Below are 14,095 nucleotides of genomic sequence, written 5' to 3'. Positions count from 1 at the left end.
CCCAACCTGGGAGATGTATGTCACTGCCAACCTTGTCAACCGCAACGATCGATCGGCGAGATGTCGAAGCCCGTTCGGCCACCACGAGATCCGCGTCAGGAGCGCGGGTGGTGCTTCGTGCGCCACGCGTCGGCGACGGGGCCCATATCTGGCGGATCGCCAAGGATTCGCACGTGTTGGACGTCAATTCCAGCTACGCCTACGTGCTCTGGTGTCGAGATTTCGCCGGTACCTCGGTGGTCGCCGAAGTGGGCGGCCAGGTAGTGGGATTCGTAATCGGATACCTCCGGCCACAGGCGCCGCACACGGTGTTCGTCTGGCAAGTCGCGGTCGATCAGGCCCAGCAGGGCCGCGGCATCGGTGCCGCGCTGCTCGAAAAATTGCTCGACACCGTTGCCGAAGACGGAGCGTCGGTCCTGGAAACGACCATCGCACCGGACAACGCCGGATCCATCGCCATGTTCACCGCGATCGCGCGACGCCGCGACGCGCGAATCACCAAGCGCGCCCTTTTCGAGCCGGGGGTCTTCCCGGACAGCCACGCCGCTGAAGATCTCTATCGAATCGCACCGACCGTCCGTACCACACAGGAGGATCGCCGATGATTACCGCTGAAAAGACCATTTTCGAAGAACTCGAATCGAATGTTCGTGGATACTGCCGAGCATGGCCGACGGTATTCACCACCGCGAAGGGAACCTGGCTGCGCGACGAGGACGGCAAGGACTACCTCGATTTCTTCGCAGGCGCAGGCGCGCTGAACTACGGCCACAACCATCCGGTTCTCAAGCAGCCGCTGCTGGATTACATCGCGAGTGACGGCATCACGCACGGCCTGGACATGTCGACCGTGGCCAAGCGGAAGTTGCTGGAGACGTTGCGCGACACCATCTTCGCGCCGCGCGGCCTCGATTATAAGGTCCAGTTCCCCGGCCCGACCGGAGCAAACGCGGTGGAGGCGGCGCTGAAGCTGGCGCGCAAGATCACCGGTCGCAAGACGATCCTCAGCTTCACCAATGCCTTCCACGGCATGACGCTCGGCGCGTTGTCGGTCACCGGCAATGCCGCCAAACGGGCCGGCGCCGGTGTGCCGTTGGTGCACGCGACGCCGATGCCCTACGACGGCTACTTCGACGGCACCACCGCCGATTTCCAGTGGATGGAGCGGGTGCTCGACGACTCGTCGTCCGGTTTCGATCGCCCCGCCGCGGTAATCGTCGAGACGGTGCAGGGCGAGGGCGGCGTGAACGTGGCACGCGCGGAATGGCTACGCCACCTGGCCGGTTTGTGCGCGGCGCGGGAGATCCTGCTGATTGTCGACGATGTGCAGATGGGCTGCGGCAGGACAGGGCCGTTCTTCTCCTTCGAGGTCGCGGGCATTACTCCGGACATCGTGACCCTGTCGAAGTCGATCGGCGGCTACGGGTTGCCGATGGCGCTCGTGCTGTTCAAGCCGGAACTCGACCAGTGGGCGCCCGGTGAGCACAACGGCACCTTCCGCGGCAACAACCCGGCCTTCGTCACGGCACAGGTTGCGCTGGAACACTTCTGGTCCGATGACGCCTTGCAGACTTCGACCTTGGCGAAAGGCGAGCGGATCGAGCAGGTGCTCGGTAGGCTGGCCGCGGAAGTCCCGGGTGTCTCGTTGCGCGGGCGGGGGCTGGTACAGGGCGTCGTGTTCGACGATCCGTCCCAGGCCAGCAAGGTCTGCCAGGTGGCCTTCGAACGTGGATTGCTGGTGGAAACCTCCGGCTCCATGGACGAGGTGGTGAAGTTGTTGCCGCCTCTGACCGTCAGCGACGAGGAACTCGACCTCGGCCTTGACCTGCTGAGCACTGCCATCGATACCGTCGGAGGTCACTGAACATGATCGTACGAACCACTACGGCCATCACCGGTACCGAACGCGACGTCGCTGGCACGGGATGGCGCAGCAAGCGCATCATCCTCGGTGGTGACGGCGTGGGCTTCTCCTTCCACGAAACCACCATCGACGCGGGGACCGAGCACGAATTCCACTACCGGTATCACGTCGAAGCGGTGTGGCTCGTCGAGGGGGAGGGGACGCTGACCGATCTGGACAACGACGTCACCTACGAACTGCGGCCCGGCTCGATGTACCTGCTCGACGAGCACGAGCGCCACCGCCTGCACGCGAGCACCGAGATGCGGATGATGTGCGTCTTCAACCCTCCCGTCACCGGGCAGGAAGTTCACGACAGCAATGGCGCCTACCCACTGGTCGCCGCTAACGCCAGCTGAAAGGACGCGCAATAGTGCTTGCGCACACTGATACTCGCATCGGCGATCGCTATCCGACTCGGCTCGTCGGCCCCGCGCCGCACCTGGATCGTTCCGATCCGACGGTATGGGGCCGGATCGAGCGCGAGGAGCTCGCGAGCTTCGACGCCGATGGCTTCGCGATCATCGATGCGCTGCTGACCCCCGGGGAGGTGACCGATTTCAGCGCCGAAATCGACCGTCTCGCCGGGGACCCGGCACTGCACGACGACGACCGCTTCATTGTCGAGAAGTCGTCCAACCGGGTGCGCTCGATCTTCGAGGTGCACCGGCTCAGTACGGCGGTGGCGGAGCTGGTGCGCGAGTCGCGGGTTGCCGGATTGGCAAGGCAGGTACTGGGTTCCGAGGTCTATCTACACCAGACCCGGGTCAATTACATGCCGGGTTTCCGTGGAGCGGGCTTCTACTGGCATTCGGATTTCGAAACCTGGCACGCCGAGGACGGAATGCCGGCCCCGCGCGCGGTGAGTCTGTCGATCGCACTCACCAACAACTATTCGATCAACGGCAGTCTCATGGTGATGCCGGGTTCGCAGCGCACCTTCGTGCCCTGTGCGGGAAGCACGCCCGTCGACAACTATCGGGAGTCGTTGCAGAAGCAGGAAATCGGCGTGCCCAGCGAGGACGATGTGGCGACACTGGCCAACAGGTACGGGATCGCCCAGTTCACCGGTGCGGCCGGATCGGCGCTGTTGTTCGACTCCAATGTCATGCACGGGTCGTCGAACAACATCACCCCGTTCCCTCGCTCGAATATCTTCCTGGTGTTCAACAGTGTGGAGAACACACTGGTGGAGCCGTTCGCGGCGCCGTCGCGCCGTCCCGGCTATATCGGTAGCCGGGACTTCACGCCGGTCTAGTTCCCGGCGTCAGCCGTTGCGGTCACCATGCCTGGAATCCGTTGGGCGGGACCGGCGAGCAGCTCCCGCACGATGGCGCTGACGTTCGCGCCGGAGAACGCGTACGCGGCCGAGCGGATGAGCGCCTCGTCGTCGTGCACGTCCTGCTCGACGGCGCGGATCAATTCCGGTGTCGCATAGGCGAGCAGCGGTCCGGCGGTGATGTAGTCGCCACGGCGTAACAGCTCCTTGGTTATCCGGATGACCGGGCCAGGGGGAGCGACGTCGGCAAGTGGCCAGCAGCATGATCTGGGCCTTGGTTACCAAATCTGTCATCAGCCGAGCGCATTCCCGAACATGATCTTCTTGGCCGCCGTGCGCAACGGCCACGGCAGCGCGCCGACCACCTTGTGCACGGCGTCGGTGAGCCCCTCGGTCTCGATCCGCTGCGCGTCACGGAACATCGTCAGCAGTTCGTCGGTCTCCTGGTCGGAGAGCAGATCGAGGGCCGAGAGCGGCCCGCCCAGTTCGTGTTCGAGGTCTGTTCTCGCGGTCATCCCGGTGTCTCCCCTTCGGCCGTGTGGATCTGACTGTCCACGTGGCGTTCTCGATCACATTGTGCTCTCGCGGATCCTGATCCGGCCGAGCTGATCACCCTCAACCGCGCGAGACGATGCGTTGCAAGGCCGCGAGGTCTTTCTCCAGCATGCGGAACAGCCAGTAGACGCCGATGAAGGCCAGGGCGCTGCCGACGCACAGTACGCGCAGCGCGATGATCACCGCGGGCATGTCCTCGGGCGGAATGAACGTGGCGCCCGCCACGCCGAGCAGTGGGACCGCCGCGGCGATAGCGAGGAAATAGGTGCTGCGGCGCTCCAATTGCTCGAGCTGGCGGGCGTCCTCGGTGCCGAGCCCGCCGTGCGGAAGGAACATCGGGTACATGCCGCGCACGGCAAAGAAGGTGACAGGGAGCGCACCGTATCCCCGCTGCATCTGCGGACTGTTGAGCAGGGAATTTGCTACGACCACTTCCAATGTCCAGTCCATCGCAGGCGCTATGGCGACGACTGTAGCGACGGTGTCGGTGTCGCGGGCGATAGACCGATGTGCGGTGACTGCGCGGCTCGGGCAGACTATCGGTCATGCGCGTGCGGTCGGTATCGGAGTTGATCAGCCATGCCGAGAGCGCGGGGCAGGTGAGCTACGTGCGGTTCTGGGGGCATCAGCCGCAGCGTGACGGAAGTGTCGGGGCAGGCTGTTTCAGTCAGTGGTGGCCCGCGCCGTTCCAGGTCGACGGGCTGAGTTTCGCCACCGCCGAGCACTACATGATGTGGGGCAAGGCGATGCTTTTCGGTGATATCGAGGCCGCCGAGCGGATCTTGGCGGCCGAACACCCGAAGCAGGCGAAGGAGTTGGGCCGCCAGGTGCGTGGATACAACGACATCATTTGGGGCGCACGTCGTTTCGAGATCGTGGTGGCCGCAAACGTGGCGAAGTTCGGGCAGCACGAGCAGCTGAAGCAGTACCTGCTCGAGACGGGGGACCGGGTGCTGGTGGAAGCCAGTCCGGTGGACCGGATTTGGGGGATCGGGTTGGCCGCCGACGATCCGCGGGCCGACAATCCCGCGCATTGGCGCGGACTGAATCTGCTCGGGTTCGCCCTGATGGCCGTGCGCGACGAATTGCGTCCCGCTCAGCCGGAACTGAGCGAATGATCGGTGTCGGTGGCGCACGCGCGCCAGACGCTGGCCTCCGAGGAATTGCCCTGGCTTTCGAGAAGTTCGGCGAGGCCGATCATCGCGCGGGACTCACGGCGATCCGCGGCCGTACGCCACCAGCGTTCGGCCCCGGCCAAGTCGCCGCCGCGAAAGCGGACAACACCGAGGTCGTAGGCCGCGCCCGCGTGACCGGCCTCGGAGGCTTGCGCCCATAGACTGCACGCCCCGTCTTCCTCGCCTCGGCTGTACATGGCAACGCCGAGATCGTAGAGAGCGCCGCGATACCCGGGGTCGGCCGCTGCCTGTTGCTCGGATACCGCCGCGCCCGCTGCGTACCGATTCTCCGCATCTGGAGTGTGTGCGAGTGGACTTTGCGCGGTCGGAGGCGGAGTGTGTGCCGTCGGAGTGTGTGCGAGTGGACTTTCCGTGGGTTGGCTCTGTATGAGCGGGGCGTAAGCAGGTGGCGTGCGTGCAAGCCCGGTGTGGCCGAGTGTGTCTTGCGTGAGCGGGTTTTGCGCAGGCGGGGTGTGTGCCAGCGGGGTGTGCGCGGTTGGGCTTTGCGCGGATGAATTGTTTGGTGGGTTTTGCGTGGGCGGAGTGTGTGCGAGCGGGGCGTGCGTGGGTGGATTGTGGGTTGGCGGGGTGTGTGCGGGTGGGAGGTTCGCAGGTGGGTTTTGCGTGGGCGGAGTGTGTGCGAGCGGGGCGTGCGTGGGTGGATTGTGGGTTGGCGGGGTGTGTGCGGGTGGGAGGTTCGCAGGTGGGTTTTGCGTGGGCGGGGTGTGTGCGGGTGGGAGGTTCGCAGGTGGGCTCTGCGTGGGTGGATTGTGGGTTGGAGCGGTGTGCGGAGGTGGATTTTGTGCTGGCGGGTTTCGCGGAGGCGGGGTGTGTGCGGACGGGTTTCGCGGAGGCGGGGCGGGCACAGGCGAGCTTTGTACGGGCGGTTTCTGGGCCGGGGCGCTCTCGGCGGCCATGGACTCGGCGAGTGTCGTCTCGATCTCCACCACCAGGTTGGCGAAGTTCGGCGGGCCTTCGCCGACACTGCACCAGAGCACGAGCCGACCGCTCGGAGGTTGTTCGATCAGGATTCCGTAGTTGCCCGAATAGGATTGCTCGATCCCGAACGGGTCGACCCAGACCGGCGTCAGGCTGAACAGGGCGCCGGGGTCGTTGGGGAACAGTTCGAAGGTGATGCCGGAGGCGAGGGCGTCACTCCATACATCGACGCCGCCGAGTTGCCTGCCCGCGAGACCGATGTATCCATCGATCACCGAAAGGCCGATGCCGTGCCCACGCAATCCGGCGGGCGGTGCGGCCGAAAGCAACGTCATGCTGACCCAGATCGGCGAAGGTCCGACCTGTTCGGTGTACATGGGATAGACCATGCTGCCGTTCCAGCGGATCGGATCGGCGGACTGGTAGCGGGCGGCCAGCGGTAGGTTGACAGCCGAATTCCGCGCATGCCACTGTGAATACGGATCATTCATTCGCGCCCCGCCTTCCAACCGATGGTTGTCGCCCCCGTCCTGTGCGGTGTGGCGGGATATACCGTACTCGGCGGGCCTTGGGGTCGGCGGCTCAATCCTCCGCAGGTGCGCATTCCGTTACGACGAAGAGTGCCCCGCTTGTCGAGGCGCCGATTCCACCGCGTCGAACGTGCAGTGCGTGATGAGTAGCAGCACGAACGCATGTATCTGTAACTTGCAGTTACACATACTCTAGTTCTACTGAAGAATGTGAAAGAACCCCCGGTGGCCAACCTGGTGAATGAATTCGGCGGCCGATGCAGGACAGCATACCTTGCCGGTGTGGGTTGCGGGTCAGACGCCGACAGACTCTTCGAAGTCCTCCTCGGCCTCTTGCCGGGCATGCTGCGGCGCGGCCTCTGATGGAATGCGCCGAGATGCGACGGCGGCCAGGTTGCCGACAACGTGACGAATTGAGCGTTCGGCCGCCGCGAATTATTCGGTCGCGCTTCGAGATTGCGCGTACCCCGGACACCGAACCAAGCGCTTGCTAGTCTCGGCCGATGATCCCCACGATCGTCTGGGGCACGGGCAATGTCGGCCGGTCGGCCATCCGTGCCGTCGAGGCCCATCCCGAGCTCCAACTGACCGGTGTGCTGGTGCACAACCCGGACAAGGTCGGCCGCGATGCGGGCACATTGGCCGGGCTCGGCTACGAGGTAGGTGTCGAGGCGTCCGACGACATCGACGCGATGCTGGCCACCCGACCGCGCGCGGTCGTCTACGCGGCATCGGGTGATATCCGGCCCGACGACGCGCTTGCCGACATCGTCCGAGCGATCCGCGCCGGTGCCGTTGTCGTCACCCCCGCGTTGTACGCGCTCTACGACCCACACAACGCCCCGCCGGAACTGCGAGACCCGGTCGTGGCCGCGATCGCCGACGGCGGCGGGTCGCTGTTCGTCTCCGGCGTCGACCCGGGCTGGGGCAATGATGTGCTCCCGCTGCTGCTCAGCGGCCTCGGCCACACCGTCGATGCGATCCGCTGCCAGGAGATCTTCGACTACTCGACCTACGACCAGCCCGATTCGGTCCGCTACCTGGTAGGCATGGGTCAGCCCATGGAATACCAGCCGCCGATGACCGCGCCCGGCATTCCTACCATGGTGTGGGGCGGTCAGATTCGATTGATGGCCCGCGCGCTCGGCGTCGAACTCGACGAGATCCGTGAGACATTGGATCGTCGCGCCCTCGAATCTACCGTCACGACAAAGACTATGGGCGAATTCGAGGCGCAGACCCAAGGCGCGGTGCGGTTCGAGGTGCAGGGCATCGTCGAAGGTGAGCCGCGCATCATTATCGAACACGTCACCCGCATCCACCGATCCTGCGCACCGGACTGGCCGACTCCACCCGACGGCGAGGGCGCGCACCGTGTGATCATCGAGGGCCACCCGCGCATCGAGGTCACCATCGAAGCGGGTGACGAGGACGGAAACCGCGCCGCCGGCGGAAATGCCACTGCCGTGGGCAGATTGGTGAACGCCATCGACTGGCTGATCGAAGCCGAACCAGGTCTCTACGACGCGCTCGATGTCCCACTGCGTCCCGCGGTCGGCAAGCTCGGAAGGAAAAACTCATGAACATCGACATCCCCGAAGGCAAGGATCCGATCGGCTATGTCTGGGGCGAAATGGTTCCCGGCATCGGCATCGCCGCGTCGAGCTTCTCCCTGGCGGTCTACTCGCACACCACCCTTGGTCTGCGCGAATTCGAAGCGGCCAGGCTACGCATAGCCCAGATCAACGGCTGCATCTTCTGCCTCGACTGGCGCACCGAACGCGACGGCGAGAAGGTCGATGAGGGATTCGCCGAGGCGGTAACCAACTGGCGCACCACCGAGGATTTCGATGACCGCACCCGCCTGTCCGCCGAGTACGCCGAGCGCTACGCCCTCGATCACCACAACCTGGACCAAGAGTTCTGGGACCGAATGACCAAGCACTACACCCAAACCGAAATCGTGGAACTGAGCATGAGCATCGGTTCCTGGCTGGCCTTCGGCCGCCTCAACCACGTCCTCGGCCTCGACGCGGTCTGCGTGTTGCCCGGGCACTGACGCCTACGACAACTGTCGAATGTGTCGACAGGCTGAACCGTCGTGCGGGTATCGGGTAAGACGGGGATATGAAGCGGCACATCGAGTTCGAGCGGTTGCACAACTTCCGTGATCTGGGCGGCTATGTGACCGGTGACGGACGGTCGGTTGCCTGGGGACGGCTGTATCGATCCGATTCGCTGGGCAAGCTGCGCGACGTGGACTGGGATCGGTTCCTGGACTTGGGCATTCGGACGGTCATCGACCTGCGTTATCCGTGGGAGGTCGAGGACGGAGGCTCGGTTCCACAGCGCGAACAGTTCGTCTACGCCAATTACAGCATCGAGCATCGGCCCTACGATCAGGCAGATATCGACCCGGAGGTCGATCCGTGGCGGTTCCTCGCCGATAGGTTCGCCGAAGTCGCTGCCGAGGCGTCGAGGAAATTCGTCAGGTGATCGAACTGATCGCGCACGGCGAGGGGCCCGCGATCTTTCATTGTGCCTCCGGCAAGGACCGCACCGGCTTGATCGCGGCCCTCGTGCTGACCGCACTCGATGTGTCCGAGGAACAGATTCTCGCCGACTTCGCCCTCACCGAACTTGCGACGGCGCGACTCACCGCGGACTGGAAGGCTTGGTATCCGGACCGCGTACTCGCCTGGCCGAGCTACGGGCGGGCACCCGCCACCGTGATGCGGTTGGTTCTCGACGACCTCACCGCCACCTACGGATCGGCCGGTCGATACCTCACCGAGCAGGTCGGTATCGAAGAGAAGGTGATCGAGCAGTTGCGGGCTCAGCTGCTCAGCTGAGGGTCTTTCACAGGATGCGCACGGGAAATTCTGGCCCGGTCCACAAGTTGGTGGGGTTGACTGGAGCGGTGCTGATAGGCAGCGCGGGCAGGGTCCAGTCCGAGGAGGTCAGGCCGTGCATACAGCAATGACGACCGCCATCATTCCTCGTGAGCCATCGCGGCTCACCGGCATCACGGGTCAGTCGGTGAGTAAACGCGGCCTGCGGTCGATCAATGCCGACGCCACGGCCACCTTTACCGATCCGGCGGTGCGGCGTACCGCATTCGTCGTCGCCGACGGCGTCGGTGACCATCTGCTCGCGGCGCGCGCCGCACGCACCGTCGCGACGGTCGCCGCACGGGTGGGCGCCCGCAACGGAGCGGTGGCGGGAATTGTTGCGGCCCAACAGGAATTGTTGCGTGAGTTCGCACAGCAAGGCGCCGACAGCGTGCTCGTTGTCGCCGTGCTGGCAACCGACGACCCCGGCGGTTCCTGCGACATAGCGTGGGTCGGTGACTGTCGCGCCTACCGGTGGAACGGCCGCGTGCTGCACCAGATCACGACCGATCACACCGTCGCCGAACACTTTCGAGCCAGGGGCCTGCACCCGGCGCCGCGCCTGAACCACCTCGTCACTACCTCGGCACGCACCACCCGCCCTGCGGACATCGGGCACGCCACCACCGGGTCGAGCATGGGCCGGCTGTTGTTGAGTACCGATGGCGTGCACAAGTGTCTGGAAATGGCCGACATCAAGGCAATACTCGTCGGTGTCGAGACAGCGGGGATCGCCGCGGAAGCCTTGGTGGACAGTGCTTTGCGATCCGGCGGCAGCGACAACGCCACCGCGGTTGTGGTGGATGTCCGATGAGCGATGCACGGCTGTGCGGGCGAGTTCCAGTGTGGCGGTGAGGGTGGCGCAGGTTGACATGGAACACCCACAGACCCCTTATGGCGCGGTGAGCGGTTCGGCGCGGTAGGCGTTGTGCAGCAGTTCCAGGAACAACGGCGCGTGGGGCAATGGCACCGCCCCGATCCGGTGTACCGCGACGCCCGGCGTCCAGGAGTTCATCACCACGCCTCCGGCCAGCGCGGGTAGGTCGGCGGGCGTGATTTCCTGGACCCGCTGGGGGACGCCGAGCCGATCGAGTTGCCTGCGGAGGATGCTCATCGTTTGCCCGCCCAACATTTCCGCTCGGGGCCACACCAGCGCGTTGCCGTCCCAAAAAGCCAAATTCCAGACGGAAGCCTCGCTGAGCCGACCTCCCTGGTCGGTCGTGTCGTGAATAGTCGATGGCGCGTGGATTACCGCACCCGGCAAGGTGTTCGGGCTACCAGGTACTTCCGGCGAGGGCGGCGACAAGGCCGCCGTCGATGATCAGGTCCTGTCCGTTGATGTAGGACGCTTCGCCGGAGGCGAGGAAGGCGACGGCGGCGGCAACATCGTCGGCGGTACCGATCCGACCGGCGGCCACCTCGATGACGACGGCGGCCGCGGCCGCCGCGGAGACGTTGTCGTGGAACATCGGCGTCTCGATGTACCCGGGGCTGACCGAGTTGACGCGAATTCCCTTGGGCCCCAACTCGGCAGCCAGCGTATGCGCCAGATTGTGCACGGCCGCTTTGGTCGCCGAGTACAGCGAAGCGTTCGGTAGGCCGCGGTGCAGTGTCCACGACGCGTTGATCACGATCGCCGAATTTTCGGACAGTAGCGGGATGGTCTTCTGGATGGTGAAGAAGACGCCTTTGAAGTTGATGTCGACGGCCCGATCGAACTCTGTTTCGGTGATCTCACTATTCGGCTGGAACGCACCGACGCCCGCGTTGGCGAAGACCACATCCAACCGCCCGTGTTGTTCGCGGATCGCGGCCGCCATGGCGTCGAGATCGGCGAGATTCGCCACGTCGCCGCGAATGGCGAGGACGCGGTCCGCGCCGCCGAGGTCTTCGACCGCAGCGTCGAGCCTGGCCTCATCGCGTCCGGTGACGACCACCTGTGCGCCCTCGGCGAGCAACCTTCGCGCCGTAGCGAGCCCCATACCACTGGTGCCGCCGGTGATGAGTGCGATCTTGTCATCGAATCGAGAACTGCTGTGTGTCATAGGAATCAGCCTGCCGATGGACGCGCCTGGCAACCAGTGCGCAGCTATCCAGGGTGTGGCACCACCAGGTTCGGGGTGCTCGCACCATGGCGTGCCACACACCGGCCGGGTTGTAGTCGTGAGAGCGGCTATACGATGGCGGGCAAGCGGGTGAGTGTGAGTTGGTCGAGACGGGCCTCGGTGTCGGTACCAGGGCGCGAGTTGTAGAGCTCCACATGCCAATCCGGGTGGTCGGCGACCGCGAGGGGCATCATGTCGAAGATCAAGTCACCGGCCTCGGGATGATGTACCGCCTTCACCGTCTGGGTGGGGACGGCTACGTCGTGGCGTGCCCATAGTTCGGCGAACTCGGGGCTGACGGCGCCGAGATCGGCGACCACTCTCTCGAACTCGGGGTCGCCGGGAGAACGCGCCGCGTCCGCACGGTAGGCGGCGACGACAACAGGCGCGACCGATGCCCAGTGCAGCTGCACGGCGCGATGCCGGGCATTGGTGAAAAACGTGAACAAGCAGTTGTGGTCGGCGTCGTCGTAGCCGAACAGCATGCGCGCCGTTTCATTGATCGCGAGCATGTTCCAATAGCGATCCCGCAGCACCGCGGGCCGTGGTGCCCACGCTTCGAGCAGCTGCCGCAGTTCCGGCGTCACCGCGGCATCACGTGACCCGCCGCTGAGGGGTGGATTGAGACCCGCGAGCACGTAGAGATGAGCGCGCTCGGGCTCGGTCAGCCGCAGCGCTCTACCGACCGCGTCGAGTACTTCGGTCGAGAGGGCCCGAGGCGCGCTCGACGGGTACGCAGAAAGTCGCGCAGCTGCGCACGGCGTCGTTGTGTCACCGCTGGAGGTTCGCTGGTCATATATCAACGCAACAACGACCGGCCGCCCGATCATCCACGATTCCCGGCGGCAGGCTTCCCGCACGAACCGTCGGGCTGCCCGCAGTGCGCGTCGTGCAGCGCCACTGATTGCTATTTTTCGGCGCGGTGGCGGATATCTCGCACGTGCGTGACGGGCGGTTTTCCGTCGCCGGGCGAGCGCGACTCGAGATCGAAAAGGGTTGTGGCGGAGAAGAGTTCGCCCAGTTTGTTGAATCCGTAGCTACGGGAGTCGAAGTCGGGGCGCTGCTTGGTGATGATGGAACCGACGGTGTCGAGGCGCGCCCAGCCGCTGTCGTCGGAGGCGGCTTCGACGGCGTTGCGAAGCAGGTTCATGAGCTTGCTGTCGCCCTTGAGCTGGTTGGCGGCGGTGCGCGTCTTGGCGACGGGGGCGTCTTCGGTGACCTCTTTGAGGTTCTCTGTGTAGATGAACTTGTCGCAGGCTGCTACGAAGGGTTTCGGGGTCTTGCGCTGGCCGAAGCCGTAGACAGTAAGACCGGATTCGCGGATACGGCTGGCCAGCCTGGTGAAATCGCTGTCGCTGGATACGATGACGAAACCGTCGAGTTTGCTGGTGTACAGCAGGTCCATCGCGTCGATGATCATCGCCGAGTCGGTGGCGTTCTTGCCGGTGGTATAGCCGAATTGCTGGATCGGTTGGATCGACTGCGCGAGCAGATGATCCTTCCAGCCTTTCAGGTTGGTACTCGTCCAGTCGCCGTAGGCGCGTTTGACGTGCGCGGTTCCGTACTTGGCGACCTCTGCCAACAGGCCCTCGGCGATCGCGGGCTGGGCATTGTCGGCATCGATCAGCACCGCGAGCCGGTTGGTATTTTCGCTGGCCAAGACCATGTCCTTCCGCAGACGGCCGCTGACACCTCACACTAATGGGTGCGGGCGGATGAAGGCCGTTCCCAGACCGCGCATGGCTCGAGCGAAGGCAGTTCGGCCTATGGTGTCGGCATAGACAGGGCGGGCAGCAGCGTGTCGGCAATCGCGTCGAGCTGGTGACGCGCGTCGAGCGAACCTATGCGCAGCACCACATGGGTCGCGCCGGCGGCGAGGTAGCGACCGAGCCAATCGGCGCATTGTTCGGCGGAACCGCCGAAATAAGCTTGGATCATGGACATTTCGTCCAGCGAGCGCCGGTAGTACTGGCGAACGTAGCCGTCGAGTTCGGCGCGGGCCTGCGCGGCATTGTCGTTGACATTGATCGTGGCATAGAAACCGGCGGTGATGGTGCGGGTGGTCAGCCCACGAATCGTGTCCCACGCGCGCGCATAGGCCACCGGGTCGGGCAGGAACGGCAGCCAGCCGTCGTAGAGTGCGGCGACGCGTTGGAGGACCCTCGGTGTGTCGCTGCCCGCCAGCCAGAGCGGCGGCCCCGCGATGTCGTTGGCGGGCAGCGTGCGCGACAGATCGTCGAAACTCCAGTACCTGCCGTCGAACCGGTCGTCGCCGGACCAACTCCGACGCCAGAGTGTCACCGTCTCGTCCAGCCGGCCGACCCGCTGCTTGAAAGGCGCTCCGACAGTATCGAATTCGGCCTCGCTCTCCGGTATGGGGAACCCCGCGCCGAGCCCGAGGATCAGCCGACCGCCACTGAGCTGATCGACCGTTGCCGCACTGTGCGCACCCAGCAGTGGGTGCCGCAGCGTCGCGGTATACGCGGCCGTCCCCAACCACACCCGCGACGTACTAGCCGCGACAGCGCCCAATACGGTCAGCGGTTCGACCCTCGTGCGCGCCAGTGGTGAATCACCCACCCACACCGAGTCGAAGCCCGCGTCCTCGGCGGCCCTCGCGAACTCCACCAACCCGGGGGCATCGTGGCGGCCGGTCATCGCGGTCTCCCGGCTCGGGAGCAGCACACCGATTTTTGTCATGCCGACAAGCCTTGTCCG

17 protein-coding genes and 1 pseudogene are annotated in these 14,095 nt (G+C 65.0%); 9 read left to right on the top strand and 9 right to left on the bottom strand.

Going from position 1 to position 14,095, the window contains the following annotated elements:
• The first annotated feature begins 17 nt into the window (after positions 1 to 17).
• From ectA to thpD, 4 genes are read left to right on the top strand one after another with little or no spacing between them, the layout of a single operon-like run.
• Positions 18 to 605, top strand: a complete 588-nt coding sequence (gene ectA / locus ACLMAJ_RS18115; RefSeq protein ID WP_412014897.1) for a diaminobutyrate acetyltransferase — start codon at positions 18 to 20, stop codon at positions 603 to 605.
• Positions 602 to 1,864, top strand: a complete 1,263-nt coding sequence (gene ectB, locus ACLMAJ_RS18110; RefSeq protein WP_412014896.1) for a diaminobutyrate--2-oxoglutarate transaminase — start codon at positions 602 to 604, stop codon at positions 1,862 to 1,864. The genes ectA and ectB overlap by 4 nt, the downstream gene beginning before the upstream one ends.
• Before the next feature lie 2 nt (positions 1,865 to 1,866).
• Positions 1,867 to 2,262, top strand: a complete 396-nt coding sequence (locus ACLMAJ_RS18105) for an ectoine synthase (protein WP_412014895.1) — start codon at positions 1,867 to 1,869, stop codon at positions 2,260 to 2,262.
• Between the two features lie 11 nt (positions 2,263 to 2,273).
• Positions 2,274 to 3,161: an ectoine hydroxylase gene (gene thpD / locus ACLMAJ_RS18100; protein ID WP_412015063.1), complete on the top strand. Its 888-nt coding sequence runs from the start codon at positions 2,274 to 2,276 to the stop codon at positions 3,159 to 3,161.
• On the opposite strand, the gene ACLMAJ_RS18095 is transcribed toward thpD, so the two are convergent.
• The 3 genes from ACLMAJ_RS18095 to ACLMAJ_RS18085 form a co-directional block, all read right to left on the bottom strand.
• Complete coding sequence (locus ACLMAJ_RS18095; protein ID WP_412014894.1) at positions 3,158 to 3,325, bottom strand: hypothetical protein; 168 nt, start codon at positions 3,323 to 3,325, stop codon at positions 3,158 to 3,160. The two genes, thpD and ACLMAJ_RS18095, sit on opposite strands and share 4 nt — an antisense overlap.
• A 150-nt stretch (positions 3,326 to 3,475) precedes the next feature.
• Entirely contained in the window at positions 3,476 to 3,697 is a 222-nt protein-coding gene (locus ACLMAJ_RS18090; RefSeq protein ID WP_412014893.1) for a hypothetical protein, read from the bottom strand.
• 100 nt (positions 3,698 to 3,797) lie between these two features.
• Positions 3,798 to 4,187 (bottom strand): hypothetical protein, encoded by a 390-nt coding sequence (locus ACLMAJ_RS18085; RefSeq protein ID WP_412014892.1) that lies wholly within the window; start codon positions 4,185 to 4,187, stop codon positions 3,798 to 3,800.
• A gap of 95 nt (positions 4,188 to 4,282) precedes the next feature.
• Here ACLMAJ_RS18085 and ACLMAJ_RS18080 point away from each other — a divergent pair, with 95 nt between their 5' ends.
• Complete coding sequence (locus ACLMAJ_RS18080; protein WP_412014891.1) at positions 4,283 to 4,855, top strand: NADAR family protein; 573 nt, start codon at positions 4,283 to 4,285, stop codon at positions 4,853 to 4,855.
• Here ACLMAJ_RS18080 and ACLMAJ_RS18075 read toward each other — a convergent pair.
• A complete protein-coding gene (locus ACLMAJ_RS18075; protein WP_412014890.1) occupies positions 4,834 to 6,342 on the bottom strand; it encodes a tetratricopeptide repeat protein in 1,509 nt (502 codons plus the stop codon). The two genes, ACLMAJ_RS18080 and ACLMAJ_RS18075, sit on opposite strands and share 22 nt — an antisense overlap.
• Positions 6,343 to 6,884: 542 nt before the next feature.
• Here ACLMAJ_RS18075 and ACLMAJ_RS18070 point away from each other — a divergent pair.
• From ACLMAJ_RS18070 to ACLMAJ_RS18055, 4 genes and pseudogenes are all read left to right on the top strand, one after another.
• Positions 6,885 to 7,964, top strand: coding sequence for an NAD(P)H-dependent amine dehydrogenase family protein (locus ACLMAJ_RS18070; protein WP_412014889.1), 1,080 nt, complete (start codon positions 6,885 to 6,887; stop codon positions 7,962 to 7,964).
• Positions 7,961 to 8,440 (top strand): carboxymuconolactone decarboxylase family protein, encoded by a 480-nt coding sequence (locus ACLMAJ_RS18065; RefSeq protein ID WP_412014888.1) that lies wholly within the window; start codon positions 7,961 to 7,963, stop codon positions 8,438 to 8,440. Before ACLMAJ_RS18070 ends, ACLMAJ_RS18065 begins: the two co-directional genes overlap by 4 nt.
• 68 nt (positions 8,441 to 8,508) lie before the next feature.
• Positions 8,509 to 9,233: pseudogene (locus ACLMAJ_RS18060) on the top strand (tyrosine-protein phosphatase).
• 115 nt (positions 9,234 to 9,348) lie between these two features.
• Positions 9,349 to 10,086 carry a PP2C family protein-serine/threonine phosphatase gene (locus ACLMAJ_RS18055; RefSeq protein WP_412014887.1) on the top strand — a complete coding sequence of 246 codons (738 nt, stop codon included), beginning with the start codon at positions 9,349 to 9,351 and terminating at the stop codon, positions 10,084 to 10,086.
• A 78-nt stretch (positions 10,087 to 10,164) separates the two neighbouring features.
• Here the strand turns inward: ACLMAJ_RS18055 and ACLMAJ_RS18050 are convergent, their stop codons facing one another.
• From ACLMAJ_RS18050 to ACLMAJ_RS18030, 5 genes are all read right to left on the bottom strand, one after another.
• Entirely contained in the window at positions 10,165 to 10,536 is a 372-nt protein-coding gene (locus ACLMAJ_RS18050; protein ID WP_412014886.1) for an aminotransferase class IV, read from the bottom strand.
• A 10-nt stretch (positions 10,537 to 10,546) separates the two neighbouring features.
• The gene (locus tag ACLMAJ_RS18045; protein WP_412014885.1) at positions 10,547 to 11,317 is read right to left on the bottom strand and encodes a glucose 1-dehydrogenase; all 771 of its coding nucleotides are present in this window, start codon (positions 11,315 to 11,317) and stop codon (positions 10,547 to 10,549) included.
• 128 nt (positions 11,318 to 11,445) lie between these two features.
• Positions 11,446 to 11,913 (bottom strand): MmyB family transcriptional regulator, encoded by a 468-nt coding sequence (locus ACLMAJ_RS18040; protein ID WP_412015062.1) that lies wholly within the window; start codon positions 11,911 to 11,913, stop codon positions 11,446 to 11,448.
• 371 nt (positions 11,914 to 12,284) lie between these two features.
• Complete coding sequence (locus ACLMAJ_RS18035) at positions 12,285 to 13,037, bottom strand: NYN domain-containing protein (RefSeq protein WP_412014884.1); 753 nt, start codon at positions 13,035 to 13,037, stop codon at positions 12,285 to 12,287.
• Between the two features lie 104 nt (positions 13,038 to 13,141).
• Positions 13,142 to 14,077, bottom strand: a complete 936-nt coding sequence (locus tag ACLMAJ_RS18030; RefSeq protein WP_412014883.1) for an LLM class flavin-dependent oxidoreductase — start codon at positions 14,075 to 14,077, stop codon at positions 13,142 to 13,144.
• Between the last annotated feature and the right edge of the window lie 18 nt (positions 14,078 to 14,095).

It is taken from the genome of Nocardia arseniciresistens, assembly GCF_046764875.1.
In the GTDB taxonomy this organism is placed as follows: domain Bacteria; phylum Actinomycetota; class Actinomycetes; order Mycobacteriales; family Mycobacteriaceae; genus Nocardia; species Nocardia arseniciresistens.
This window is presented reverse-complemented; position numbering and strand designations above follow the sequence as displayed.

What these genes read in the sequence shown, in the direction of transcription:
- ACLMAJ_RS18080 (WP_412014891.1), top strand. Translation starts at nt 4,283, where the DNA reads ATGCGCGTGCGGTCGGTATCGGAGTTGATCAGCCATGCCGAGAGCGCG.
- ACLMAJ_RS18085 (WP_412014892.1), bottom strand. Translation starts at nt 4,187, where the DNA reads ATGGACTGGACATTGGAAGTGGTCGTAGCAAATTCCCTGCTCAACAGT.
- ACLMAJ_RS18070 (WP_412014889.1), top strand. Translation starts at nt 6,885, where the DNA reads ATGATCCCCACGATCGTCTGGGGCACGGGCAATGTCGGCCGGTCGGCC.
- ACLMAJ_RS18045 (WP_412014885.1), bottom strand. Translation starts at nt 11,317, where the DNA reads ATGACACACAGCAGTTCTCGATTCGATGACAAGATCGCACTCATCACC.
- ectA (WP_412014897.1), top strand. Translation starts at nt 18, where the DNA reads ATGTCACTGCCAACCTTGTCAACCGCAACGATCGATCGGCGAGATGTC.
- ACLMAJ_RS18030 (WP_412014883.1), bottom strand. Translation starts at nt 14,077, where the DNA reads ATGACAAAAATCGGTGTGCTGCTCCCGAGCCGGGAGACCGCGATGACC.
- ectB (WP_412014896.1), top strand. Translation starts at nt 602, where the DNA reads ATGATTACCGCTGAAAAGACCATTTTCGAAGAACTCGAATCGAATGTT.
- ACLMAJ_RS18090 (WP_412014893.1), bottom strand. Translation starts at nt 3,697, where the DNA reads ATGACCGCGAGAACAGACCTCGAACACGAACTGGGCGGGCCGCTCTCG.
- ACLMAJ_RS18105 (WP_412014895.1), top strand. Translation starts at nt 1,867, where the DNA reads ATGATCGTACGAACCACTACGGCCATCACCGGTACCGAACGCGACGTC.
- ACLMAJ_RS18075 (WP_412014890.1), bottom strand. Translation starts at nt 6,342, where the DNA reads ATGAATGATCCGTATTCACAGTGGCATGCGCGGAATTCGGCTGTCAAC.
- ACLMAJ_RS18065 (WP_412014888.1), top strand. Translation starts at nt 7,961, where the DNA reads ATGAACATCGACATCCCCGAAGGCAAGGATCCGATCGGCTATGTCTGG.